The organism is Bradyrhizobium sp. 613_E4_N2_2 (assembly GCF_052075995.1).
Lineage (GTDB): Bacteria > Pseudomonadota > Alphaproteobacteria > Rhizobiales > Xanthobacteraceae > Bradyrhizobium > Bradyrhizobium barranii.
Genome location: NZ_CP197234.1, coordinates 1,604,167 through 1,628,483, shown reverse-complemented (window position 1 = coordinate 1,628,483; position 24,317 = coordinate 1,604,167). Strand labels below are relative to the sequence as shown.

Below are 24,317 nucleotides of genomic sequence, written 5' to 3'. Positions count from 1 at the left end.
TGACCGCTCTTGCCATCAGCCCCGCTCCATTTAAGCTCTCCCTCCCTTTCCCACGCGCCGCTGGCGTGATCGAGGCGGTCGAGGCGGTGCGGCCGGCGGCACTGGCGCAGAGGCGATGCCGCAACGAAGGTTCGAGCGAAAGAAATCAACTGCGACATCTGTCGCAGTTGGGAAGCGCACGGGCAAGAATGGTAACGCCCGCAAGGTGCCGGTCGAGCGGCGCGCCTTGGCCGCCTGGGTCGAGCCTGTGTCACGTCGCGAGATCTGGTCACTTCAAATGACCAATTGCGCGGGCCCGCCGCCGATCTATCAGGTCTGCCTCTTCACGATTTCAAATCCGTTTGCGTGCAATTCCAGCAGTATGCCCTGTGCCAAGTGCGTGCACTCTTCAGACTTGATCCAGTGCGGACTTCTCCAATCCGGGTCGTCTTCCTTTGGGTAACTGGTGAAGGCGGAGCGAATGGCGGCTTCGATCACGTCGATGGGATTGTCCGACATCTGCATCCCTCACGCATTTGGCGAAATAGATCAAAATCCTGGGAATTAAAGAACAAGCCCAGCCGAACACTCACCCGGCGGCCCTCTCCGTTCAGAAGAACGTCACCGCCATCAATGGTTTGATCTAGGTCAACGCTGTGCCTCGGGCTCAGGCACGTGAACGGATCGCACTAAATTTAACGCGGTATGATGAATTGCAAATATATTCATACGGCGCGGTCGCGCGGTCCCGGCACTTGCCTCTGGCCCTCACAAAGGACCCGGAACTGCACCAATGACCGCACCCGGCGCGGCGTCACTGGGCCAGAGAGGGCTGCGGTAATGCCGAGAGCGGTCGTCGGCAGGCGGTCGCCATCGTTTCAAGCGCCCGGCAAATCAGGAGGCGAAGCCGCCGGTACCGCCGCTTTGACCTCCGCCAGCGCCGCTTGCAAGGCGGCTTCCTTAGTGTGGTCGAGAGAAGTCTTTAGCACCGTGCCGCCTTCGCCTTTTAGCCTCTCAAGAACCTTGTCTGCCGTGACTTTGCGCACCAGTACGAAGAGCGCTGCGGTTCCGGGTTGAACGGCGGCAGCGGTCTCTTTCATCCATTTATCGTTGATGCCGACATCCGTTAAATATCCGCTGAGTGTGCCGGACGCGACGCCAAGGGCAGCACCAGCAAGCGGCATCAAAAAGATCAGGCCAATCAGCGTGCCCCAAAAGGCGCCAGTAGCCGCACCAGCAGCCGTGGTATTGATCAGTTGATTTAGTTTGATGTTTCCGTTGCTGTCTTTCACCGCGATCACGGCATCGCCGAGTTCGATCAAATACTCCTTCTGCATGGCCAGCAATTTTTGACGAACTTCCTCCGCCTTCGCCTCGGTTGGAAATGCAATTACGACAAGGTCGCTCATCTGTTCTGCTCCTCTACTCGAACGATTGCTGCCCATGCGAGAGAGGATGCGCCCGGTCGCGCGGGACAGGCAAGCCGCTACGGATAGCGGATGACGGCGCTCCGGGCACAACGGGAGGCGGCGGGCACACCCGGCACGGGCGGACCGGCTCGCGAGAACCGACAAGATGAGGCGTCAGGGTACGAGTCAGGAGACCGCTAACGCCTCTCCCCACACGACGCAGATTTGCGATTGCAGCAAAAAATGAGCCGCGCGCGGAAATCAGACGCCCCAACGCAGAGCTGCGGTCTGCACCGGGGCATCCCATAATGCCGTGGCTTTGCGATCGAGCACAGATACGGTGATCGAGACACCGGCCATGTCGAGGGATGTGACGTAGGAACCGGTCAGGAAGCGCGTCACCGTGATCCCCGCGCGATCCAGAGTCCGCTTTGCGGCATTGACCATCAGATAGAGTTCGATCAGAGGCGTCGCACCAAATCCGTTAATGAGAAGCAGCACTTCACTGCCCTTGCTCGGCGCAAGATCCTTCAGGATCGCGTCGAGCACCTCGGCGGCGATCGCATCGGCGGAAGCCAACGGTACCCTGCGCCGGCCAGGCTCGCCATGAATGCCGACGCCCATTTCCATTTCATCGTCGGCCAACGTGAAATTTGGCCGTCCGGCGGCCGGCACAGTGCATGGCAATAGAGCTACACCCATCGAGCGCGTACGCCGGTTGACTTCATCGCCGAGCGCCTTGAGCGCGGCAAGCGGCATTCCGGTCTCGGCAGCGGCGCCGACCATTTTCTCCACGATCAACGTTCCAGCGACACCGCGACGACCGGTCGTGTAGGTCGACTTTTCGACCGCCACGTCGTCGTTCGTCACCACGCTTGCGACTTCTCGGCCGGCCATCTCGGCTGCCATGGTGAAATTCATCACATCGCCTTCGTAGTTTTTGACGATGAACAGCACACCTGCGCCGGTGTCGACGGCCTCCGCAGCCTCGATCATCTGATCTGGCGTCGGCGAGGTGAAGACCTGGCCAGGACAAGCCGCGTCGAGCATGCCCAGGCCGACAAAGCCCGCATGCAGCGGCTCATGTCCCGAGCCGCCTCCCGAAATCAGCGCGACCTTGCCCGGTTTCAACGTGCGACGGCGCACAAATTTGCGCTCGGCGCCGAGAAGCAGGATATCCGCGTGCGCTGCGGCGAGGCCGTCAAGACTTTCTTCGAGTACAGTATCGGCGCTGTTGATCAGCTTTTTCATGAGCGTTCTCCCAGTCCGGTCTAAAGTTCGATTCAATGGCTAACCGACGCTTTCCGCAAAGCGCGCGAGCTGCGCGGCTAAATCCACGATGAGCTGCTCGAGCGCACGATTCTTCTTGTCGTCACCAAGTTCAGGAACGGTCACGGTAATGACACGCGTGCGCGCTTCGCGGTGGGGTGCGCGCAGTCTTCCGGGGTGCGCGCGGCCATACGCATCGAGAAATGCCGCACGCTCGGCGCTGGACGGATGGCAGACGTCGAAGATGACCGCGACATGCTTCGCCGGGATCGGCACCAGATAAGCCGGATTCGTGATTTGACTCACGAACGAACGATTCTTGCCCAGCGCCGCCGCAAGCTTCAGGCGCGTCCCCGAGGGCCGATTGTCGAGTACCTTTCGCAGGATTATTTTGTATTCTGCGACATTCTTGTCACCGGGCGTGTCCTTGCCGACATCGTCCTTCATGAACTCACCTTTGCGATTGCGGCCTTGAGCCGTGCGACGGCAATCGGCGACACAGACAGAGTTGTCAATCCGGTCGCGAGCAGCGCCGCCGTCAGGTGAGTGTTGGCCGCGGCGTCGCCACAGAGCGAAACCTCGACGCCACGCTTTAGCCCAGCCTCGACGGTCGCGGCTATCAGTGCCAGCACAGCCGGATTGCTGGTATCATTGAGGTCAGCGACTGCGCCGATGTCGCGCGCCGCCGCCATGGTGTACTGGGTTAGATCGTTCGAACCGATGGAATAAAATGCAGCGCCAAAATCCGCTGCACAGAGCGCCGCCGCTGGAACCTCGACCATAATGCCGAGCGGCGGGCGAGCACAGGCAACTCCTTTCGCTTGGAGGGCTGTGAACTCCGCGTCAAGTATTTCGTTCGCGCGGTCCAATTCCGACGGGACCGCAACCATGGGCAACATCACTTTCAGCGTGCCATGGACAGCCGCACGGCAGAGCGCGCGGAGCTGCATGCGAAACACCTCCGGCCGCGCGAGCGAGAGGCGGATACCGCGGAGGCCGAGAAACGGATTGCTCTCACCTTCGACCGTCAAACCGGGAACCTGCTTGTCTCCGCCTGCATCCAAGGTCCGGATCGTCACCGGCTTATCTTGGGCCCAGACGAGAATGTCTCGATAGACCCTGTATTGCGTTTCCTCGTCCGGCAGGCCGTGGGCCGCCTCGAACAGGAATTCCGTGCGTACAAGGCCGATGCCGTCGCAAATTGCGGAATCAAGGTTTGCAAGGTCTTCAGGCCCGGCGACATTGAGCAGAACCGCTATCCGCCGACCATTGGCGACGAAGGCAGGCGCAAGGCTGGTCTCCTCGGCGACAGCCAGTTCGGCCTTCGCAGCCGCCATACGCAGCTCAAAGAGACGGATGGTCTCCGGCTCCGGATCGAAGATGACCCTTCCGGCGTCGCCGTCTACCAGCGCCAAGACTGGTGGCTGTCCATGCCACGACAACGGACCTAATCCAACGACCATCGGCGCCCCGCGCGCACGCGCCAACATGGCGACATGCGAGGAAGGTGAGCCACTGGCCAGCGCGATCGCGCCGCCTTGCGACCAGTCAGTCGCAAGAAAGGTCGAAGGCGTGATATCTTCAGCCGCAACAATCGAACCGCCCGCGATTCCGGCGACAACATCCACACCGCCCAGATGCGCAAGCACGCGATCGCGGATGTCAACGATATCAACGGCCCGGGCACGGAAATATTCATCTTCAGCCGCGCGATAGCCGGCGATCTCTAGGTCGAGCGCCCGGCGCCAGGCATGGTCGGCAGCGATCCCGATCGCGATAAGTTCATATGCCGTATCTGTGAGTGCATCGTCTTCCAACATGGCGGCCTGGAACTCCAGAATGTCTGCCGCCTCACTCTGAATCGTCTTGATCTGCTCGGCGAGTTGCGCCCTCGCCCCCCCAATCGCCGCCCGCAGCGCTGCAGCCTCCTGCTCCGGATCCTCGCTCGCCATTCGCCCCGCCACGGCCGCAGTCAGCACGGCGACCGGCCCGAACGCGAGGCCCGGCGATGCGGCACGGCCGATAAGTTGGATCTCTGCCACTGCCGTTAAGCCTCACCAAAACCGTCATGCACAAGCGCAAGCATGGCAGCAAGCGCCACCTCTCCGTCCGGTCCGGCGACCCGGAAATGCAGCGTCGCCCCCTGCGGAGCTTTTACACGCATCACCTTCACCGGACTCTTGGCATCCGTCCAAGGCCCGTCTCCAGAGAGGGCGAGTTCGATCTTTGCGGCAAACCTCTTCGCACACTGCGTGAGCTTGACCGACGGCCGCGCATGAAGTCCGACCTTGTTGACGAGAACCGCCGAGGCGGTCAGCGGCACCGACGTCTCACCTGCCCGGCTGGCGTGGGCATCATGCATAGAATTCCTCCGCGCTACGCTTGACGGCTGCGAGCGATGAGCCACCCGAGGATTCCGTCGCTGCAATCACCGCTCCTTCGACCACCGGAGCATTGCAGACGACGACGCGCGCCCTTCGATCTTCAGCCAACATTTCCACCGCCATCTCGGAATTTGTCTCCGCTCCACCGAGATCAACGAGCACAGCCACACCTGCTGCGGACCACGCCGCCTCGATCGCCTCCAGGATTCCAGCAACATTCGTGCCGAGCCCTCCATCGACATCGCCGCCGGTCCAGGCGAGCGGCACCGCATTGCCCACCATCTGGCGCACCATATCTGCCGCGCCTTCCGCTATCTTGGGGGAATGTGAAACGATAACGATTCCGACATTGCCGCCATTTGGATTGTTCATGACCTTGCCTCGAATTCCAATACTTTGACTGCAGCCCCGATCAACAGGGACGTTGAGCGCGAACCGGGGTCCATGTGACCAATGGAGCGTTCGCCGAGAAAAGAAGCCCTGCCGCGAATAGCGAGCATCGGCGTCGTGCGATCGGCCGCCTGCACCGCTTCTAACGCAATCGCCCGCGCATCGCCGCCTGCAGCCAATACCGCTTGCACGGGCACCAGGACATCCAGCAAGGTTTTCTGTCCTGCCTCCGAGCGTCCGCGCGCCTTTACGGCATTGATTGCCATATCCGTAGCCGCGACAAACTCCGCGCGTGTTGGCTGCTCTGGAAGCGCCTTGCCCAACTCCATGAAGAAGGTGCCAACCAGCGGCCCAGAAGCTCCGCCAACCTTCATGACCAGCGTCATTCCGATCGACTTCAGCATTTCTGGCAGAGACTTGTCCGCAAGGCCGGGCAACGTCGCGAGCACGGCCTCGAAGCCGCGTTTCATGTTCAGCCCATGATCGCCGTCACCGATCGCCTGGTCGAGGCTGGTCAGTTCGTCGGCGTGCTGGATCACCGATTCCGCAAGCGCCCGCACCAGATTCTCCCTAGAGGTCCGATCGAGACTCATGCCGCGACCCTCCCGCCGGCCGCATCGAAGAACAGCGGCCTGTTAAGGCGTAGCGACACGACGTCGCCGACGTCTAACCTCGCCTCAGGGTCCGCCAACGTCACGACAGGTTGGCCACCGAGATCGAGATGGACATGGCTCTGGTCGCCGAGATGTTCGACCCGCGTGACGGTGGCCGACACGTCCCCGCCGCTGCGTGCGATCGCCAGGTGCTCGGTACGAGCGCCAATCGTCTTAACGCCGGGCGGAACGCCGGCAAATAGAGTTGCCGGCAGCAGGTTGATCATCGGCTGGCCGAGCCGGGCAGCGACATAGGCGTTGACCGGGTTCTCGTAAATTTCGCGCGGCGTGCCGATCTGCATCAGCCGCCCGGCCTCCATCACGCCGATGCGCGATGCCATGGTCATAGCCTCGGTTTGATCGTGGGTGACGTAGAGGATCGTCGCGCCGAGATCGATCTGGATGCGCTTAAGCTCCAGGCGCATTTCACCGCGCAGCTTGGCATCGAGCGAAGAAAGCGGCTCGTCCATCAGGTAGATCGAGGGCGAGCGCACCAGAGCGCGGCCAATCGCAACGCGCTGCATCTGCCCGCCCGACAACTGGGTCGCCTTGCTGTGGAGCTTGGCCTCGATATGGAGAAGACGCGCAACCTGTTCAACCTTTGCGCGAATTTCGGCCTCCGGCAGGCGCCGAGTCGGCGCGCGTAGCGCAAAGGCCATGTTCTCGAACACGGTCAGATGCGGGTACAACGAATATTGCTGGAATACGAAGGCGACGTCACGATCCGCCGGCGCATCACTGGTCACATCGCGTCCGTCGATGCGGACCGAGCCGCTGTCGGGCGCCTCTAATCCGGCAACGAGACGCAGCGTCGTTGTCTTGCCGGCGCCGGTCGGCCCCAGCAACGCAACGAATTCGCCATCTCCAATGGTGAGGGACAGATCGACGACGGCTTGCGTCTTGCCAAACGCCTTGGAGACCGCCCCGATCTCGACGTCAGCCATGCTTGCCTCCCTCGTGCAATGCGGTGCGTATTGCCCGTCCCGACCCCTGGTCGAAGAGCGACAACGTATCGGGCCGAAAATCGAGCCCGACATTCATCCCAATCCGAAAGGGCATGCTGGCGGGCGAGCGGGCCTTGAGAGCGCCGTAAGGCGTCGTCACCGTCACGATCTGCGTCGTGCCGAGATATTCCGACCCATAGATCTCGCCCCGCACCATGCCGCTATCGGAAAAACGCACATGCTCGGGTCTGACGCCCAGGACAAGGTCGCTCTCCACCAGAGCCTCGCGTGCGGTGGGTATCGCAACGTCGCGATCCCCGAGCCGGATCGCCTGCGCCCCGGCTTGCAGGCTGCCGCGAAACGGCAGGAAATTCATCGCTGGAGAACCGATAAAGTCCGCGACGAAGAGCGAAACAGGCCGGTCATAAATGTCGCGCGGACTCGCAATCTGCTCGACCACGCCGTTGTTCATCACCGCAATCAGGTCCGCCATTGCCATGGCCTCCAGTTGATCATGCGTGACGTAAACGGTGGTCGCGCCAAGCCGGTCATGCAGCGCGCGCAATTCCTGGATCATCGCCTCGCGCATCTCGGTATCGAGCGCTCCGAGCGGCTCGTCCATCAGGAAGCACTTCGGCTTGCGGACGATCGCCCGCCCAAGCGCGACGCGCTGACGGTCGCCGCCGGTGAGGGTCGAAACCGACCGATCAAGGAGGTGGGAGATACGCAGGATCCGAGCGGCCTCCACCACGCGCCGGTCGCACTCCGCGGCTCCGATGCCCTCGCATTTAAGCGGAAAGCCGATATTGCGCCGGACATTCATGTGCGGATAGAGCGCAAATAGCTGGAAGACGAAGGCGATATCTCGCGCCGAGGCACGGTTCATCGTCACGTCCTCACCGTCGAGCCTGATCGTGCCGGATGTCGGCAATTCCAGTCCTGCAATCATCCGTAGCGTTGTCGTTTTGCCGCAGCCGGACGGCCCAAGCAGACAAAGGAACTGTCCGTCATCCACCGTAAAGCTCGCGCCCTTGACTGCGTGAAACTCTCCAAAGGATTTGTTGAGCGCTTCGACCCTGATCTGTGCCATCGAGCGCTACTCCCGGACCTTCGAGACGATCATGAACATCACCGTCCCAAAGAGAGTGACCGCGAAAGACCAGGAATAAAGCGTTAGAAAAAACGGCTGCATCAGCATGACCACGCCTGCGGCAATGATCGCCGTCGCGATGGCCTCGAGCGGACCGCGCCGCAACATTCTGCTCGTCAGGCTGGCGTGCGGCGTTGACGTGTTCACATCAAGGTTCATTTGCGAACGGCCCCAAAGGTAATCCCGCGCAGAAGATGCTTGCGAAGCAGCACCGTGAACACGACGATCGGCACAAGAAAGATCGTCGTGCCGGCGGCTACGGCCGGCCAATCCTGGCCGCCTTCGCCAATGATGATCGGAATGAATGGGGGCGCGGTCTGAGCGTTGCCAGAGGTCAGAAGCACAGCAAAGGCGTATTCGTTCCACGCAAAAATAAGGCAGAAAATCGCCGTCGCCGCGATCCCCGTCGTCGCCTGCGGTAGAACCACCTTCACGAACGCCTGAAAGCGCGTATAGCCATCGATCATTGCCGCTTCTTCGTATTCACGCGGGATTTCGTCGATGAAGCCCTTGAGTAGCCAGACAGCGAGCGAGACGTTCACCGAAGTGTAGAGCAGGATCATCCCGAGACGGGTATCCGATAGCCCGACGGTCCGGTACATCAGGTAGATCGGGATCGCGACCGCGATTGGCGGCATCATTCTGGTCGACAGAATGAAGAACAGGAGGTCGTCCTTGAGAGGCACGCGGAAGCGCGAAAAACCATAAGCCGAGAGCGTACCGAGCGCGACGGCAAGCACCGTCGAGCCAAAGGCGATGATCAGCGAGTTGATGAAGCGCGGCACGTAGTTCGACGGCCCGGCGACAACCATGTTGCGGCTGCGCGCGATGTTGTCACAAAGCCCCTGCGGCGGCCCCAGCGTCTGGATAAACTCCTGAGTTTGACGCGAGCGTGTTGTGAAGACATTGCAATAGCCTTCAAGGGAGGGCTTGAAGAGGACCTTCGGCGGATAGGAGATCGCATCGTCAGGCGACTTGAACGAGGTGAGCACGATCCATATCAGCGGAACCATCGTTATGATGGCATAGAGTATGACGAGCAGGCCGGCAAAGCGGCGAGTGCCGGTCGACGGTTCGACGACTGAGTGGGCTGCATTTGAGGCGCTCATCTGCTTTTCACCCGGTTCAGCGCCTTGACGTAGATGTTGGCAAGGCCAAACACTGTCACGAACAGAATGATCGCGAAGGCCGAGGAATAGCCGGTTCGCCAACTCTCAAAGGCTGCGCGCTTCAGTGTGATCGAAGCGACTTCCGTGGTCGAGCCCGGCCCTCCTCCGGTCAGGAGGTTGACCATGTCGAACATCTTGAAATTCTCGATCCCGCGAAAGAGCACCGCGAGCATGATGAACGGCAGAGCCATCGGCAGCGTGATCGACCAGAACTGCCGCCAATTCGACGCGCGGTCGACCTCCGCTGCCTCATAAATGTAATCCGGGATCGACCGCAGCCCCGCCAGGCAAATCAGCATCACGTAAGGCGTCCACATCCAGGCGTCGACGATGACGATGGCCCACGGGCTGAGGGTCACGTCTCCCAGCATCTGGAACGACGAAGCGCCGCGCCCCGTGAAGAAGGCGACCACGTAGTTGAACAGCCCGATCTGCGGCTGATAGAGGAAGGTCCAGAAATTGCCGACAACCGCTGGTGAGAGCATCATCGGCAACAGAATGATCGTGGTCCACAGGCCATGGCCACGGAATTTCTTGTCGATCAGGAACGCAAGGCCGAATCCGAGCACAGTCTCGATCAGCACGGTCCAAACCACGAAATGCGCCGTGACCTGCATTGCCGCCCAGATATCCGGATCGGTCAGGATCGACTGGTACCAATCGGTCCCCAGCCATAGCGTCGGCGCGTTCGGCCGATTGGCGCGGTAGTTGGTAAATGACAGGTAGATCGTCCATACCAGCGGGAAGATATTGATCGCCAGCAGCAGCACGATCGTCGGTGTGATGAAGAGCCATGCGAGCGCCTGGTCCGAAAGGCCGCGGATACGACGTATCACGCCTGGTCGGATCGGGACGGCCCGGTAGGTGATCTGCGACGAAGTGCTCAAATCGTTCATGGCCTTGGTCAATCCTGGCGTCGCGATTGTCGACTATGCGACGCCTACGGGTTCTACCGAAGAGAGCCTGGAGCGCGCTCGGCGTGCGCTCCAGGCGTTTGCCCTAGAACTTCTTGCCTTCTTCCTTGAAGATCGCCTTCCAGTCCTTGACCAGGCCATCGAGCGCTTCCTGCGCGGTGCCCTTGTCCGCCACCACGTAGTCATGCACGCGCTTCTGTTCGGCTTGCAGGAGTTGGGCATAGGAAGGCTCGGCCCAGAAGTCGACGACCATTCCCATCGACTTCAAAAACTCGCCGGCAAACGGCGCGCTGTTCGGGAAGCCCGGATCGTTCAACACTGACTTGGCGCAGGAATAGCCGCCCAGCGCCCACCACTTCTTCTGCACATCTCCACCGGAGAACCATTTGATATATTGCAGCGCCTCGGCCTGGTTCTTGGAATAAGAAACGACCGAGATGCCCTGCCCGCCGAGTTGCGTCGCCCGGGTCGCGGGGCCGGCGGGATTGCTGAAGAAGCCGATCTTGTCCCCACCGACGTTCGGATCCTTGTAGAGGCCCGGGAAGAAGGCGAAGAAGTTCATCTGCAGCGCGACTTGCCCCGACTTGAACGCATCAAGCCCTTCGGACATGTAGGAGTTGGAGGCGCCGGGGGGCGTACAGCACTTGTAGAGCTCCTTGTAGGCCTCGAGCCCCTTCACGGCGCCGGGCGAGTTGACGAACCCGTCCATTGAATACGGCTTCTTCGGATCCTGATACTGGAAGCCGTAATCATAGAGGTAGTTCGACACGCCCATGGTGATGCCTTCCGAGCCCCGCTCGGTATAGATCGAAGCGCCATAGACCTTCTTGCCGTCGATCTCGCGGCCCTGGAAGAATTTTGCGATGTCGCGCAGTTCATCGAGCGTCTTCGGCACGGCGAGATCGCGGCCGTACTTGGCCTTGAAATCCGCCTGGATCTCAGGCCGCGCAAACCAGTCTTTGCGATAGGTCCAGCCCACCGCGTCACCCATGGCGGGCAGCGCCCAATAGTTCGGGCTGTTCTTCGGCCACTCGGAATAGCCGACCACTGTCGCCGGCATGTAGTCGTCCATGCTGATTCCTTCCTTTGTGAAGAAATCGTTGAGCTTGACGTACTGACCGTTCTCGGCGGCGCCCCCGATCCATTGCGAATCCCCGATGATGAGATCGCACAGCGAGCCATGCGAATTGAGCTCGTTCAGGAAGCGGTCGGCATAGTTGGTCCACGGCACGAACTCGAACTTCATGCCGACGCCGGTCTTGGCGGTGAAATCCTTCGACAGTTCGACCAAGGCGTTGGCAGGATCCCACGCGGCCCAGCACAGCGTGATGGTCTTGGCCTGCGCATGCGCAGGAGTAGTCCCCACTCCGACACCGAGCGCGGATGCGAGAACTCCGAACGTAGTAAGAAGCGCCTTTACTGTCTGTTTCATAACGCTTTCCCTCCCAGTGGGGCCGGCCATCGACATGGCGCGACTCTCCAACCCGCTCGAATGCTTCGAGCAGAGCGATACAGTCCTTCACGGGCTGAACGACTAAACGGACGTTTCCTCGCGCCTGCCTGGATTCTTAGGGATTCAGCCAAGCTCGATTTGTTTAGTGAAACACTATATACTAAACATTGCAAGCACGCTCTTAAGTCCCTCGGTCTTGGTGCCCCTCGCGACGTCAGGGACTTTGCGTTCGAGCACGGCTGCCTCGACCTGATCCGCAAGAACCGTGAGATGGCTGGCTCTAGAGACGAATACGCATTGTCGCTATGGACGGCGATGCCGTCTGGCTTCGTGCCTGCCTAAACATCTTCTTTCTGAAGAAGAGAATGCAGACGTTGAGCGAGTTCGGACACGCCAAAGGGCTTGTGAATAATCGGGAACTCGTCTGTCGCCCCGTGACGCGCGAGCACGTCTCCCACGTAGCCCGACGTAAGTAATATCTTGATCCTGCTGTTCCGCCGCTTTGCTTCGCGAGCAAGCTCGACGCCATTGGGACCATTCGGCATGACGACATCGCTGAACAGAAGATCGAACCCCTGATCGCTGTCGAGAATTCGGATGGCTTCGGTACCGTTGTGAGCAAGGCGAATCCGATAGCCAAAGCTCGTCAGCATTGCAGACACGACTTCCAACAGATCTTCATTGTCCTCGACCAAAAGAATTCGCTCGGAACCTCCCGGCATAGCCCGGGTCTGTTCAGTTTCCACCTCGTCGCGAGCCTCCTGATTGGCTCTCGGCAGGTACAGCGAGATCGTGGTGCCGGCGTTAGGGGCACTTTCGACTGAAATATAGCCACCGGATTGCCGGACAAAGCCATACACCATGCTGAGACCGAGGCCAGTGCCCTTGCCAACTTCCTTGGTAGTGAAGAAGGGCTCGAAAATCCGGTCTCGCACCTCGGGAGACATCCCCTGCCCCGTATCCGAGACGGACAGCCTCACATATGATCCGGCCGGACATCCAGCGACGACTTCCCCATCCAGAACGACGTTCCGCGCCTCGATCTCGAGCACTCCGCCGCCCGGCATCGCATCGCGGCCGTTCAGCGCTAGATTGAGAAGGGCAGTCTCCAGCAGGGATGGATCCACCTGACAGAGCCACAATCGCTCGTCGATCTTCAGCCTAACCTCGCATTCTGCGCCGACCGCCTGACGGACGAGCCCCTGGAAGTTGGAGATCAGCTCGTTGGCATTAATCAGTTTAGGGTTGAGCTTTTGCCGTCGAGAGAAAGCGAGGAGCTGTGCGGTGAGCTTCGCCCCCCGGTCGGCGGCACGCCGCGCAGTCGCGGCGAAGCGCCGGATCTTGCCGTCATTTGCCGCGCGCTCGATGAGATCAAGGTTTCCCGAAACGACGGCAAGCAGGTTGTTGAAGTCATGGGCAACACCGCCCGTGAGCTGTCCGACGGACTCCATCTTCTGGCTCTGATGAAGCTGCTCCTCGATGCGCTGGCGCGCCTCCACAGCATGCTTTTGCTCGGTGACGTCTCGAAAGAAGATCGCGATCCCTTCGCCAGAAGGAAACGCGTTGATCGCATACCATGCGGCACGACGAGGACAGTGCGCTTCGAACGAAACCGGACGGCGGTCCGACATGACTTCCCGAAGCTGCTCGACGATTCCCGTATCGGCGGCATCCAGAAGCGACGCCTGCAGGTGCATTCCAATCAGATCACGCCCCTGAGCGATCTGAGACCAGGCCCTCTGGTTGAAGAAGCTGATCCGCCAATCGTGGTCGACGATCACGACGCTGTCTGTCGTGCTTTCGAAGAGCATCGTAAGCCGGGCCGCGGCGTCCTCGGCCTTCTCTTTTGCGTCGGACAATTCCTGCTCGCGGCGATCCAGCGCATCGGCCATGGTGTTGAAGGCGCCGGCTACGCCTGCGATTTCAGAACTGCCGCGGATGTTCACACGGCGAGCATAGTCGCCGAGGCGCCATCGGTTCGCGGCGTCAACTAATAGTCCGAGCGGCCGATGGATGAATTGCCGGGCGCCGAGCAGCGTCAGGCCCAGCACCATCATAGCGCTGAGGGCGATGAGGAAGATGTCGTGTCGGGTCCGGCTCTGGATCTCGGCAAAGGCGTTCGCCTTGTCGAGGCCGAAGCTGACCCGAAGTCCCCCAGAATCGGGCCCGAGAGCCGAGAAACCCACGATCCTCTCGACGCCGTCGACATCTACCAGGTCGGCTGCGAGACCGTCGCCATACTGCCTCTCATCACCAGCGCGAACCAATTTCTGACCGACAAATCGGTCATTGTCCGGATAGCGGGCAAGGTAGGTGCCGTTGCGATCGGTGATGGCCAGCGCGTCTCCCGCCGGAACACCCGCGCGCGCGATGTAGTCCGCTAACCAGTCCAGGCCGAGAGGCGCAATGATGACGCCCCCTGGCTGACCATCATCTCCGTAGAAAGGCAGCGCAAACTGAATGAGTTTCCGATCGACGGACAGACCGATCGAGAATTGTCCCACCGTAAACGCACCCGTCTTCAACGCATCCGCAAAGTAGGGACGCCCGGAGACATTCACCGGCTTGCGATCTGTGTTTGTATCGCAGAAGGGCTGGCCACTCAGATCGGTAGCGACGAAAGTGAGGAAAGCCGGAAACCGGGACCTCATCCCTGCCATCGCCGCATTGCACCCCTTGCTATCTTTCGCCTTTATCGCAGGGAGTTCGGACAGCGCAATCAGGACCTGCCGAATGCCCTGAACGATCTGTTGCTGCTGTTCGGCGGCGAGCTTAGCGAGACCGAGCGCCTGATTCTGTACGTCCACCTGGCGCGCGCGTCGAAGGTTAACTTCGTTGTACGCCTGAATCGAGATAGCGGGCAATAACGCGACTGCGACAAGCGCCAACAGGCGCGACAAGATGGTCATTCTCTGCCGTATTCAAATCGTCCCGGAGCTTGCTGTGCATTTCAATCCCAATGGGGATACGCTTATAGGCGTTCGTCATTCCAATCACGATCGTGAGAACCACGAGTGACCGCTCGTTGAACATGCGCGGCGGCGCGAGCTTCATCCGCGCCCGCTTTCAAATGACACTTGTTGCATCTTCGCCCCTGCAATCCCGCCCTACTCGCGAGCGCCATGACATCGCGCGGTGGTACAGCCAAAATCGACAATCTTGGTACTGTTTTTTTGAGCGGGCATCGCGCATCTATCTGCCAAGACCAACGGCAACTCGGATGTAACTTCGACCTGTGGCACGACGATTCGAATGCGTCGGGCGCGATCGCGCCACGGCGTCGGAATATTGCGTCGGTAATTTAGACCAAACCTACTTTGCTTAAAGCACCACCTTGCTTCATGATCGCTCATGAAATGCCAGGCGATCACAGATCCGATCTGGACCGCGGCAGCGATACCGGCAAGCGCCGGTACTTCATGGCCCAACCATCCTGGAAAAGCTGGCGGTGATGGAGTTATGGTCTAACGAAGCGGCGGATGTGTTTCGGTAACGGAAGGAGCCACCTGGATCGATTCCGTTACAAGCGCCTTTATCTCGTCGAAGTCTGCCTTTGACCCTCCAGGCACGGTTAACCTTGGCGGTTAGGCTTACCGAGCAAGCATCTCCGCGAGAAGCTTGACGGCCGATCTATGAGCCGTTGGCCAGAACCGATAGATTGCAAGGATTGAGTCGTTGCGTTCGAGTGGCGCGCGTGAGTTTTCAGCTTTCCATTTTGAAGATTTTGGCAGGGCAGCCAGACGGCCGGGGAAACCTTGAGCTTATCAAGCTGCATCTCGCGGTTTTCTATACGAGCGGCCCTGAATGGACGTTGCGTATGAAGCGTCTCGCTGAACTTGCGCCGGATCTTGATGCGTTCAGCCAAGGACTCATCACTCGTGAACGCGGCGCATGGACTATCACGAACCAAGGACGCGACTTCCTTGCCAAACTCGAGGAGGCTGCCTTGGGTGCAACGCCGGCCATACGGCCCCCCGACCCAGCCGAGCCGGTTGAGGTCGAGCAAGCCTCGCCAATAGCTCCTCCAGCGGCGGCTTCTCTGCCGAAAGTACTGGAGCGATCGCACGGGCGCCCCCAAGGCAAACACCGCAAGAACCATCGCAAACGATCGGCTTAAGTCGCGTAATTGCGCGAGTGTTGTTCGGACACCTTTGTGGGCGAACCTAAGAACCAAATCACCAGATCGGCGTTATCCCGGCACTATGGAGCCGTTTCGCGGAGGTCTAATGATGGACCCGAATCGAGCAGCTTTACTCCTATCTGCTATCGCTCTGGCCATCGCCATTGGATCGGCAATCACGTCAGAGCGCCTCGATACTCGTACGGCCAGCAACGACGCAGCTCCCGGAACGGTAGGCCTCGCTAGGCCACACCCGCCGCTGGACCGTGCGGCAGGTGAACCGATACAAATGGTAGGCGGGCCGCCTGGCGCGAGTATTCGGCAGCGTCCCTGACCGAACACTGGCCACCCAGCGAGAGCGCTACCGAAGCTCCTTGATGTGGCCGGTGCTGTCGACGATGAGCGACCGCTCCGTACCCTCCTTGATTGCTCGGTAGGTCTTGATCTTGCCGCTCGGGACCTCCTGAATCTGCGAATAGCCCGCGGCAGGTAGCTTGGCCTCAATCTCCCCCTGCGTCAGGGCGAACACAGGCGAGGACGCCCCCACCGTTACAACAATGGCAATGACTGATCGCATCGTTCGCCTCCTGGCACCGCCAGAGGATGCGATGGCTCCGACCGTTTTTGGCGGCACGCACTGTCTCACTGAAGTTCGCCAATTTTCGCTAGCGATTAGTCGAGCTGCAAAGCGCGAATCGCTAACCCTTGTTAATCATTGGGGCACACGCTCTACGTCAGATATTTCATACTTCTATTTTTTTGCCGCGCATGGCCTTTGGTCGAAGAAAATCGGACCGTGTTCAATTTGCCCATCAGCACGCCGTCAACTTGATGGCTGTGGATGGCACTTGGAGCCGAGTCTGCGTTCTCAAAGACATTTCAGTAACGGGGGCAAAGCTAGAGGTTGAGGGCTCGACTGACGTCCTAACCTCGCGAAAGTTCTTCCTAGTTCTATCGTCAACGGGCCTCGCATTTCGTCGCTGTCAGTCGGTCTGGTTGGATCGACCAGCCGCTGGCGTGCATTTCATCCACGATAAGAGGAAGTCTGCGTCGTGAGCGCCATGCAAAACATGGAGCTGATCGTCCAGCGCAGCTTGCCTACTCTTGACGTAGAGTCCCTTGAATGTTGTGAGGCGAAAGAAGCACTTTTCCGAAGCAAAGACGGCTTTATGCTCTATCTAACAGATGGAGCCCCACCGCCTCTTGGTAGGGAGCGACTGGTCCCATTGAGTCTTCGTCAGGCACTCCTCTGGCTAAACGAAAACCAACTCTCCGAGGCTGGGTCTTTCTGGGCATAGCGGAGAGCAGCTTAGCTGCAATACCGACAAAACCAAGTTTGCGTCTGGGCCCAACCCGCTTAAGCAGCTCGCGGAGTTGCGGATGGAGCATCCCCGCGCGAGACCGCAATCGCATTGAGGCCACTCCGGATCCTGCCTTCAAATCACTTCCGCCGATGCTGTTGGCTTACGTTCTCAACCAGGCCCTGATCACGATCCGCCACCGGGTGCTGTTCTGGGAGCGTCTCGGACGGGTTGGGGCACGCTTATTGCTCCCCGCCCTCACGCGACGCGCATCAACTCGGCGTCACGCCAATGCTCGACCCACCTACTTGATCGTCGCGTGCACTGTGATGACCGACGTGCCAGAAGCCTTCGGCCCCTTGCCGGTTGCTTTGATGGCAAAGGTGTCACTTCCTTTGTATCTCGCCTTCGTCCTGTACTCGTAAGTCGCAACGTTGAGCTTCTTCAGTTTGCCGTGTGCTGGCTTTTGCGAGATTTCCGAGCTACTCGCCGCGCCGCGCAACGTGATCGGGAAGATGCAACTGTCCCCAGACGCGACGCTGATGTCGCCGGTCGAGTTCTCGCCCCAATCCGCCAATTCCATTGATCTGGAACATTCCGAAGCCGCCAGGACGATAGAAACATAAGTTGGGCTGGAAGCTCCCGCGACAAGCGCCAAAGTGGCAAGGCTAGACAATCGCATCGTTGATCTCCCGGATCATACCGCAGCTTAGCGCGAATCGGTGAGCAGTAGTTTCGTTGATTTCAGTGGGGGACTGGCATCGGGTTGCAGTCCGCCGAATCATGGCGATCGTGAGCTGTCCGGGGTAGTGGACATGCTCTGCCCCTCCGTTACAGGAGCCTGCGGGCCAAATTCCGGACGCATGCACCGCAGCAAATAGAGCTCTTAGTCTACCCCATCGTCGGTGGGCGAAGCGGCGTTGTTGCAGGCGAGCGCTGAGAGGCGCTGAAGCCGACCGGGAACCCTGCCGCGCGAGTCTGGATTCCCGCGATGGTTGGAGTAAGGTCGTGCGAGCCTGCGCGGAACAATTGCAAACGACATCCGGGAGGAAGTGATGCTCGACACCACGCTTAGCGCGCGCGTCCAGGTTTTCCTCGACAAGTTTGAAGCCGCGCTTGCGGCGGGCGATCTCGACGCCGCCGTAGGGATGTTCGCTCCGGAATGCTACTGGCGCGACCTCGTTACCTTCACCTGGAACATCAAGACCATGGAAGGCCGCGATCAGGTCCGCGACATGCTCGCGCATTGCCTCGCGCATGTGAAGCCGCGCAGCTGGAAAATCGCCGAGGGTGAAACGCCAACCGAGGCCGGCGGCGTGACCGAATCTTGGATCACGTTCGAGACCGAGGTCGCGCGCGGATATGGACTCATCCGCCTGCAGAACGGTCAGATCTGGACGCTCTTGACGACCATGGCCGAACTGAAGGCCCATGAGGAAAAGGCTGGCTTCAGCCGACCGCTCGGCGCCAGGCATGGCGTCAATCCCGGCGCCAAGACCTGGAAGGAACTGCGTGACGAGGAAGTAGAGCAACTTGGCTTCAAGAGCCAGCCCTACGTGCTTGTCATCGGCGGCGGGCAGGGAGGCATTGCGCTCGGGGCCCGGCTGCGCCAACTCGGTGTGCCGACGATCATCGTCGAAAAGAACGCACGCGCCGGCGATTCCTGGCGCAACCGCTACAAGTCGCTCTGCCTGCACGACCCCGTCTGGTACGATCACTTGCCCTACATCGATTTCCCCAAGAACTGGCCTGTGTTCTCGCCCAAGGACAAAATCGGCGATTGGCTGGAAATGTACACCAAGGTCATGGAGCTGAACTACTGGACGAACACCACGGCCAAACGCGCCAGTTGGGACGACACCAAGAAGGAATGGACCGTCATCGTCGAACGCGATGGCAAGGAGATTACTCTGCGGCCCAGGCAGCTTGTGTTCGCGACCGGCATGTCGGCCAAGCCGAACATGCCGAAAATCAAAGGCATGGAAACGTTCAAGGGCGAGCAACACCATTCCTCACGCCATCCCGGCTCAGGCGGCTACAAAGGCAAGAAGGTGGTGGTGATCGGCTCGAACAATTCGGCCCATGACATCTGCGCTGCGCTGTACGAGGCCGGCATCGACGTAACGATGGTGCAGCGCTCGACGACCCACATTGTGCGCTCGGATTCGCTGATGGAGAGTATCGGCGATCTTTATTCCGAACGCGCCGTCCGCGGCGGAATGACGACGGCAAAGGCCGATCTGATCTTCGCTTCACTGCCCTACCGGATATTGAATCAGTTTCAAAAGCCGGTCTACGACAAGATCCGTCAGGACGACGCCGCTTTCTATGCCGGGCTGGAGAAGGCCGGCTTCAGGCTCGACTTCGGTGACGACGATTCCGGGCTATTCATGAAATATCTGCGCCGCGGCTCGGGCTATTACATCGACGTCGGCGCCTCACAGCTTATCATTGACGGCAAAATCAAACTGTTCGCTGGACAGGTCGAGGAAATCACGCCCAACGGCGTCAGGCTCGACAACGGCAAGGAATTGCCGGCGGACGTGATCGTCTATGCCACCGGCTACAGCTCGATGAACGGCTTTGTCGCCGATCTCGTGAGTCCGGAAATGGCCGACAAAGTCGGCAAGGTCTGGGGCCTCGGCTCGAGTACGACAAAGGACCCCGGCCCATGGGAAGGTGAGCAGCGCAACATGTGGAAGCCGACGCAGCAGGAAGGCCTATGGTTCCACGGCGGCAATCTGCATCAGTCGCGACATTACTCGCAATTCCTTTCCCTGCAGTTGAAGGCGCGCTACGAGAGCATCCCGACGCCGGTCTACGGCCTGCAGACTGTCCATCACAAGGCCTGAAATTGCCGAGGGCACAGCGGGGCTCGCGGATTGCGAGCCCCATGCCATTTCCGGGTCTCCGCACTCGCCGGCGCAATGGCCGCCTTGTCAGCGCGCAGCAGAAAGGGCTCGGGAATGGTTAGGCCAAGTGCCTTCGCACTCTCCGGGTGTCATCGAAGCTGGTGACAGGGAGGTCACCGGTTCTGAGAGAATTCCCCTCGCCAGTGGAATTGGACCTTCTATTTAGACACGGTTGAGAGCGCAGTTCTCAGTGGTTTGCGGGCTGAATTGAGCGCGCCGAAAGTTATTGCGGAGTACGTGCGTACTTATCTCGAAGAGCGAAAGCGCCTCGCAATCACATCGAATGGAAAAAGGCAGCGTCTCGAACAACAGCTTAGACAGTTGAATCGAGAAATCGAACGACTGGTGGATGCGATCGCAAAAGGGCACGGCGATCCATCCATTCTCGGTCCGCGATCGACCGCCCTCGGCGCCGAACGCGAGCGAATAAAAGACGCATATTGCCGCTTCGGCCCAGCAATCTGCCCCACTCGCGAGCGCCGTGCCATCGCGCGGTGGTACAGCCAGAATCAACGATCTTGGTACTGTTTTAAGAGCGCGCATCGCGCATCTATCCGTCATGACCAACGGCAGATGCAACTTCGACCCGTGGCACGACGGTTCTAAAGCGGTGGGCGTGATCACGTCAGCCGTCTTTGCTCGGCCAAGGCGCGGTACTTCTCAGGAGAACACGAATGACTCTAGGTACGGGATGGCGCAGCTTGGCGAATTTACTCAAAGCTGAGGCGCGCTTATTCAGCCCGAAAGCAGCGGAAAATCTCGCATCGTTCTTCGATTGCATAGGCGAACTGGAAGCGCGCGAAGGCCACCCGCTCATCTTGGATGCTGGTCCTCGAACGGATTTCCCTACCCTTTATCGCGCCCGGGTCTTTCAATCTGACGACAAGCTAAAAGCAGCCCTCACCAGGCCAGACATCCACCTCGGCTCACCGCCAGTGCCCTCAGCGGCGGCCGGTCGCATGAATGCGCGCGGTATCTTGGCTTTCTACGGTGCAAACAATCAGAAAGTGGCTGTAGCCGAGGTGCGGCCACCTGTTGGTAGTCGGATCGCGGTGGCTCAATTCGAGATCATCAGAACGCTTCGACTGCTCGACGTGACCGCCCTCGGTGACGTCCGCATCACTGAAGGCCTTGCTGATTGCGGGCTGGCTGGGAGGATGGAGGGCGCCGTTTTTCTGAAGTTGCTAAGGTCACGTCTCACGCGGCCGGCAATACCCGATGACGATGGGTCTGAGTATCTCGCAACGGAAGCCATGGCCCATTTTCTTGCGACAGAGGCCTCGGCGCCTATTGATGGCATCATCTTTCCATCAGTACAGGCGGTCGGAGACGCTTTTAATATCGTCCTTTTTTACGGGGCGGCCCGTGTTGAGCCCATGAACGTGCCAGAGGGGGCAGAGATCAGCGCGAGCACGGGCCGTTGGGCAGAGGATGGCTGGGTGGACGACTACGAGGTGCTTGAGAAAGTTCCGTCAACTCAGGGGGACGTTGATAACAACGAGCAAGAGCCGACATGCCCCGCCGTTACAACCGCGAAAGCTGCGCCGGCTGCCCCTCGCGATGCTAATTGGCGCGACTATAGTCTACGCATCATGCCCGAAAGCGTGCGGGTGCATCGCGTAAGGAGCGCGGAATTCGCCACGGACAAATTCGCGGTGAAACGACGGCGTCAGGAAAAGCACGGCAGCATCGATATTTAGGCGGATCGAGGCAATCGTAGAACACACGTGTTCCAATGTACGAGGGCTCGGTGTGCCTGGATCGCTAAACTCACTGCTCTGGTTGACACTCGGCGCTTTCGCGATCGGAACCGAAGGCTTCATGATTGCCGGACTGTTGCCACGCTTGGCGCGAGACCTGGATGTCACCCTGCCCGCCACCGGCCACCTGGTCACCGCCTTCTCCCTCGCTTACGCCATAGGCGCCCCCACGATAGCCATGCTGACCGCCGGACTGGAACGGCGGCGCTTGCTCGCCATCGCCATGGCAGGGTTCAGCATTGCGAATCTGCTCGCCGCATTGGCACCGAGCTACGCCGAACTGCTGATAGCTCGGTTGCTGCTGGCCCTATCTGCCGCCAGCTTCATGCCGGCCGCCGGCGGATATGCAGCCGCACTGGGTGGACCGGAGCGGCGGGGTCGGGCTTTGTCAATGGTCACCAACGGGCTGACCTTGGCAATCATCGCCGGCGTGCCGCTCGGAGTGCTGGTCGGAGAAAGCTTCGGCTGGCGCGCGACCTTTCTCAGCGTCGCAGGGCTGGCGACACTCTCGCTGCTCGGGACCCTCGTGGGAATGCCGAGTCAGCCGCCCGTTTCCACTGCGGGTCTCGGAGGGCGTTGGGCACTAGCCAAGCGCCCCGACATGATGGCGATCCTGGCGACCAGCGTGCTGACGGTCTCTGCAACCTTCACGCTTTATACGTACCTGGGCGTCTTCCTCGCAGATGTCGCCGGGATCAGACCTCAGGGCCTGGCTCTGGTGTTATTCGGCTTCGGAGTCGCCAGCGCGGCCGGTACCCGGCTCGGTGGCACCGCGGCGGACCACTGGGGTGCGGACAATGCAGTGATCGTGGGCGGTGGCCTTACTGCTTATCCTGTCCTCTCGCTGGGCGCGGCGCTCGAGCCTGCGCGAGCCATGCTCGTTATCTTACCAGCCATTCCGCTCTGGGGCTTGGCCAGCTGGGGCCTGATGACGGCACAGCAGGCGCGGCTGGTCGCGCTAAGCCCAGCTCTGGCCGCGGTCAGTCTGTCGCTGAACTCGTCGGCCATTTATCTAGGCAGCGCTACAGGCGCGGCCATTGGCGCGCTGGTCATCGCCCATGGCGGAGTGGATTGGCTCGGCTGGGTGGCGGCGGCGTTCGGCGTGGCCGCACTGCTGTCGGTGCTGGCTAGCGGCCGCGCCTCCCCACCCCGAGGTTGAGACGTTGGATATCGGCTGGAGCGGCGTCTTCTGGCCTTTAGTAGACACGCTGCGCTCGAAACGGTCGACCTCTGACCCTGGCTGTCCGAAAACGCCGCGCTTGATCGTATTCAAACAGGCGCCCTTGTCCTCAAGCAACCATCCACCCCACTATCACACACCGGATTTGATTGATCTCGGATCCGTGCAATCCATGCTCGGACGTACGAAGGCTCACCCTGCTTTTAAACTGTAGAGTTGAATGGGCTCTTTGTAGCCTCGAAGCCGATGCTTGCCTTCACTCGTGAAAGCTTTGGCGAGGTCGAAGCTACCCTCCGCAAGAAGACATCGTATAAAATCGCCAGTGACGAGCACCGTCGCATCAAGAACCCGGCAGTAAGCTTCGACACGGCTCGCGATGTTCACAGCGTCGCCGACCACCGTGAATTCAAGCCGATTGTCGGTGCCAACATCGCCCTGTACAACCTCGCCGCAATGGATACCGACGGCAACGCGAATGGCCATATCGGGGTTTTCAGCATGTTGTTCATTCCAACGGCCAAGACGCTCATGGATCTGCAATGCACAGAGCGCCGCGTTTGTTGCATCTTGCTTGCTGGCAATCGGCGGGCCGAACACGGCCATGAGACCGTCCCCGAGGAACTTATCTATCGAGCCCTCGCATATAAAGACGGCCTCGCTGAGCAAGCCTAGCAAATCGCGCAGCAGCTTAATGACTTCGTCAGGCGCCTTGCCAGATGCATGTGCTGCAAATCCCACGATGTCGGCGAATAGCACCGCTGCTTTCTGGCGCCGCGCGACAGAAAGGGGCACGTCGATCTGAACAAGCTGTTCAACAATTTTTGGGGAGAAGAAACGCGCTAGGTTTGTGCGCTCTCGTTTGACTTCCGCAAGGCGCTCGTTTGCCGAACGATTCCTGATCACCAAGACTACCGTGATCGTGATCGATACGTAGCTTATTAAAGATCTCAACGGCGCTGTGCCAGCTACCGTGAATCCGTGTGTAAGCACATAGCTAAGCGCAGTCAACGCCGCGCACCAAATCCCGGTCAAAATGATGCCACGGCATTGAAGATCGTATGCGCTGATCAAAATGACAGCTACGTACAGAGAGGCCACAGCAAATTGAAGAGACGACAGCGTGTCCATGAGGAAGATGCAAGCTGCCAGCACAATGGCTGGACCGAGGGAGTGTGGGCGCGCCGAATAGAACATCTGTGCAGCCTACTAGCTCGTTTCCGAGTGGGTTGAAAACTCCCCCGATCAAATCGTTCATGAGGCTCAATGCCGTACATCAACGTTGCCTAGGTCGGGGCGTCAATGTTGACGGACTTCGTCCGGGATGTGCGCC

24 protein-coding genes are annotated in these 24,317 nt (G+C 59.9%); 5 read left to right on the top strand and 19 right to left on the bottom strand.

Annotated features, from left to right (window positions below; genetic code table 11):
• Window positions 1-309 precede the first annotated feature (309 nt).
• The 15 genes from AB7290_RS07645 to AB7290_RS07575 all read right to left on the bottom strand — a co-directional run bounded on the left by AB7290_RS07645 (window position 310) and on the right by AB7290_RS07575 (window position 14,623).
• Window positions 310-498, bottom strand: a complete 189-nt coding sequence (locus tag AB7290_RS07645) for a hypothetical protein (protein ID WP_223153873.1) — start codon at window positions 496-498, stop codon at window positions 310-312.
• Window positions 499-857: 359 nt separating this feature from the next.
• On the bottom strand, window positions 858-1,388 hold the full coding sequence (locus tag AB7290_RS07640; protein WP_028150077.1) for a DUF1269 domain-containing protein: 531 nt from the start codon (window positions 1,386-1,388) through the stop codon (window positions 858-860).
• Between the two features lie 261 nt (window positions 1,389-1,649).
• Entirely contained in the window at window positions 1,650-2,639 is a 990-nt protein-coding gene (dhaK, locus tag AB7290_RS07635; RefSeq protein ID WP_085400593.1) for a dihydroxyacetone kinase subunit DhaK, read from the bottom strand.
• Between the two features lie 39 nt (window positions 2,640-2,678).
• The gene (locus AB7290_RS07630) at window positions 2,679-3,104 is read right to left on the bottom strand and encodes a hypothetical protein (protein ID WP_038932448.1); all 426 of its coding nucleotides are present in this window, start codon (window positions 3,102-3,104) and stop codon (window positions 2,679-2,681) included.
• Window positions 3,101-4,699 (bottom strand): phosphoenolpyruvate--protein phosphotransferase, encoded by a 1,599-nt coding sequence (gene ptsP / locus AB7290_RS07625; RefSeq protein WP_063981219.1) that lies wholly within the window; start codon window positions 4,697-4,699, stop codon window positions 3,101-3,103. The genes AB7290_RS07630 and ptsP overlap by 4 nt, the downstream gene beginning before the upstream one ends.
• Before the next feature lie 5 nt (window positions 4,700-4,704).
• Window positions 4,705-5,019 (bottom strand): HPr family phosphocarrier protein, encoded by a 315-nt coding sequence (locus AB7290_RS07620; RefSeq protein WP_028150081.1) that lies wholly within the window; start codon window positions 5,017-5,019, stop codon window positions 4,705-4,707.
• The gene (dhaM, locus tag AB7290_RS07615) at window positions 5,012-5,413 is read right to left on the bottom strand and encodes a dihydroxyacetone kinase phosphoryl donor subunit DhaM (protein WP_028150082.1); all 402 of its coding nucleotides are present in this window, start codon (window positions 5,411-5,413) and stop codon (window positions 5,012-5,014) included. Before dhaM ends, AB7290_RS07620 begins: the two co-directional genes overlap by 8 nt.
• A complete protein-coding gene (gene dhaL / locus AB7290_RS07610; protein ID WP_063981217.1) occupies window positions 5,410-6,024 on the bottom strand; it encodes a dihydroxyacetone kinase subunit DhaL in 615 nt (204 codons plus the stop codon). The genes dhaM and dhaL overlap by 4 nt, the downstream gene beginning before the upstream one ends.
• A complete protein-coding gene (locus AB7290_RS07605; protein WP_354080112.1) occupies window positions 6,021-7,028 on the bottom strand; it encodes an ABC transporter ATP-binding protein in 1,008 nt (335 codons plus the stop codon). The genes dhaL and AB7290_RS07605 overlap by 4 nt, the downstream gene beginning before the upstream one ends.
• Window positions 7,021-8,118 (bottom strand): ABC transporter ATP-binding protein, encoded by a 1,098-nt coding sequence (locus AB7290_RS07600; RefSeq protein ID WP_063981215.1) that lies wholly within the window; start codon window positions 8,116-8,118, stop codon window positions 7,021-7,023. The genes AB7290_RS07605 and AB7290_RS07600 overlap by 8 nt, the downstream gene beginning before the upstream one ends.
• Window positions 8,119-8,124: 6 nt before the next feature.
• The gene (locus tag AB7290_RS07595) at window positions 8,125-8,337 is read right to left on the bottom strand and encodes a hypothetical protein (RefSeq protein WP_085400589.1); all 213 of its coding nucleotides are present in this window, start codon (window positions 8,335-8,337) and stop codon (window positions 8,125-8,127) included.
• Entirely contained in the window at window positions 8,334-9,287 is a 954-nt protein-coding gene (locus tag AB7290_RS07590; RefSeq protein ID WP_028150087.1) for a carbohydrate ABC transporter permease, read from the bottom strand. The genes AB7290_RS07595 and AB7290_RS07590 overlap by 4 nt, the downstream gene beginning before the upstream one ends.
• Window positions 9,284-10,243, bottom strand: a complete 960-nt coding sequence (locus AB7290_RS07585) for a carbohydrate ABC transporter permease (protein ID WP_014492573.1) — start codon at window positions 10,241-10,243, stop codon at window positions 9,284-9,286. The genes AB7290_RS07590 and AB7290_RS07585 overlap by 4 nt, the downstream gene beginning before the upstream one ends.
• Before the next feature lie 103 nt (window positions 10,244-10,346).
• A complete protein-coding gene (locus tag AB7290_RS07580) occupies window positions 10,347-11,693 on the bottom strand; it encodes an ABC transporter substrate-binding protein (RefSeq protein WP_063981213.1) in 1,347 nt (448 codons plus the stop codon).
• 359 nt (window positions 11,694-12,052) lie between these two features.
• Entirely contained in the window at window positions 12,053-14,623 is a 2,571-nt protein-coding gene (locus AB7290_RS07575) for an ATP-binding protein (RefSeq protein ID WP_085400586.1), read from the bottom strand.
• A gap of 785 nt (window positions 14,624-15,408) precedes the next feature.
• Here AB7290_RS07575 and AB7290_RS07570 point away from each other — a divergent pair.
• Window positions 15,409-15,831 (top strand): hypothetical protein, encoded by a 423-nt coding sequence (locus AB7290_RS07570; RefSeq protein WP_080586612.1) that lies wholly within the window; start codon window positions 15,409-15,411, stop codon window positions 15,829-15,831.
• Between the two features lie 364 nt (window positions 15,832-16,195).
• On the opposite strand, the gene AB7290_RS07565 is transcribed toward AB7290_RS07570, so the two are convergent.
• A complete protein-coding gene (locus tag AB7290_RS07565; RefSeq protein ID WP_085400585.1) occupies window positions 16,196-16,411 on the bottom strand; it encodes a hypothetical protein in 216 nt (71 codons plus the stop codon).
• 191 nt (window positions 16,412-16,602) lie between these two features.
• Here AB7290_RS07565 and AB7290_RS07560 point away from each other — a divergent pair, with 191 nt between their 5' ends.
• Window positions 16,603-16,890 (top strand): PilZ domain-containing protein, encoded by a 288-nt coding sequence (locus AB7290_RS07560; RefSeq protein WP_085400583.1) that lies wholly within the window; start codon window positions 16,603-16,605, stop codon window positions 16,888-16,890.
• A gap of 549 nt (window positions 16,891-17,439) precedes the next feature.
• Here AB7290_RS07560 and AB7290_RS07555 read toward each other — a convergent pair.
• A complete protein-coding gene (locus tag AB7290_RS07555; RefSeq protein ID WP_201266162.1) occupies window positions 17,440-17,817 on the bottom strand; it encodes a hypothetical protein in 378 nt (125 codons plus the stop codon).
• Window positions 17,818-18,190: 373 nt separating this feature from the next.
• Here AB7290_RS07555 and AB7290_RS07550 point away from each other — a divergent pair, with 373 nt between their 5' ends.
• A complete protein-coding gene (locus AB7290_RS07550; RefSeq protein WP_085400579.1) occupies window positions 18,191-19,987 on the top strand; it encodes a flavin-containing monooxygenase in 1,797 nt (598 codons plus the stop codon).
• 222 nt (window positions 19,988-20,209) lie between these two features.
• Here AB7290_RS07550 and AB7290_RS07545 read toward each other — a convergent pair whose 3' ends face one another.
• Complete coding sequence (locus AB7290_RS07545; RefSeq protein ID WP_201266161.1) at window positions 20,210-20,671, bottom strand: hypothetical protein; 462 nt, start codon at window positions 20,669-20,671, stop codon at window positions 20,210-20,212.
• A 50-nt stretch (window positions 20,672-20,721) separates the two neighbouring features.
• Here AB7290_RS07545 and AB7290_RS07540 point away from each other — a divergent pair, with 50 nt between their 5' ends.
• Window positions 20,722-21,747, top strand: coding sequence for an RES family NAD+ phosphorylase (locus AB7290_RS07540; protein WP_085400578.1), 1,026 nt, complete (start codon window positions 20,722-20,724; stop codon window positions 21,745-21,747).
• Window positions 21,748-21,799: 52 nt separating this feature from the next.
• Window positions 21,800-22,966 (top strand): MFS transporter, encoded by a 1,167-nt coding sequence (locus tag AB7290_RS07535; protein WP_085400576.1) that lies wholly within the window; start codon window positions 21,800-21,802, stop codon window positions 22,964-22,966.
• Between the two features lie 213 nt (window positions 22,967-23,179).
• Here AB7290_RS07535 and AB7290_RS07530 read toward each other — a convergent pair whose 3' ends face one another.
• The gene (locus tag AB7290_RS07530) at window positions 23,180-24,181 is read right to left on the bottom strand and encodes an adenylate/guanylate cyclase domain-containing protein (RefSeq protein ID WP_085400574.1); all 1,002 of its coding nucleotides are present in this window, start codon (window positions 24,179-24,181) and stop codon (window positions 23,180-23,182) included.
• Window positions 24,182-24,317 lie beyond the last annotated feature (136 nt).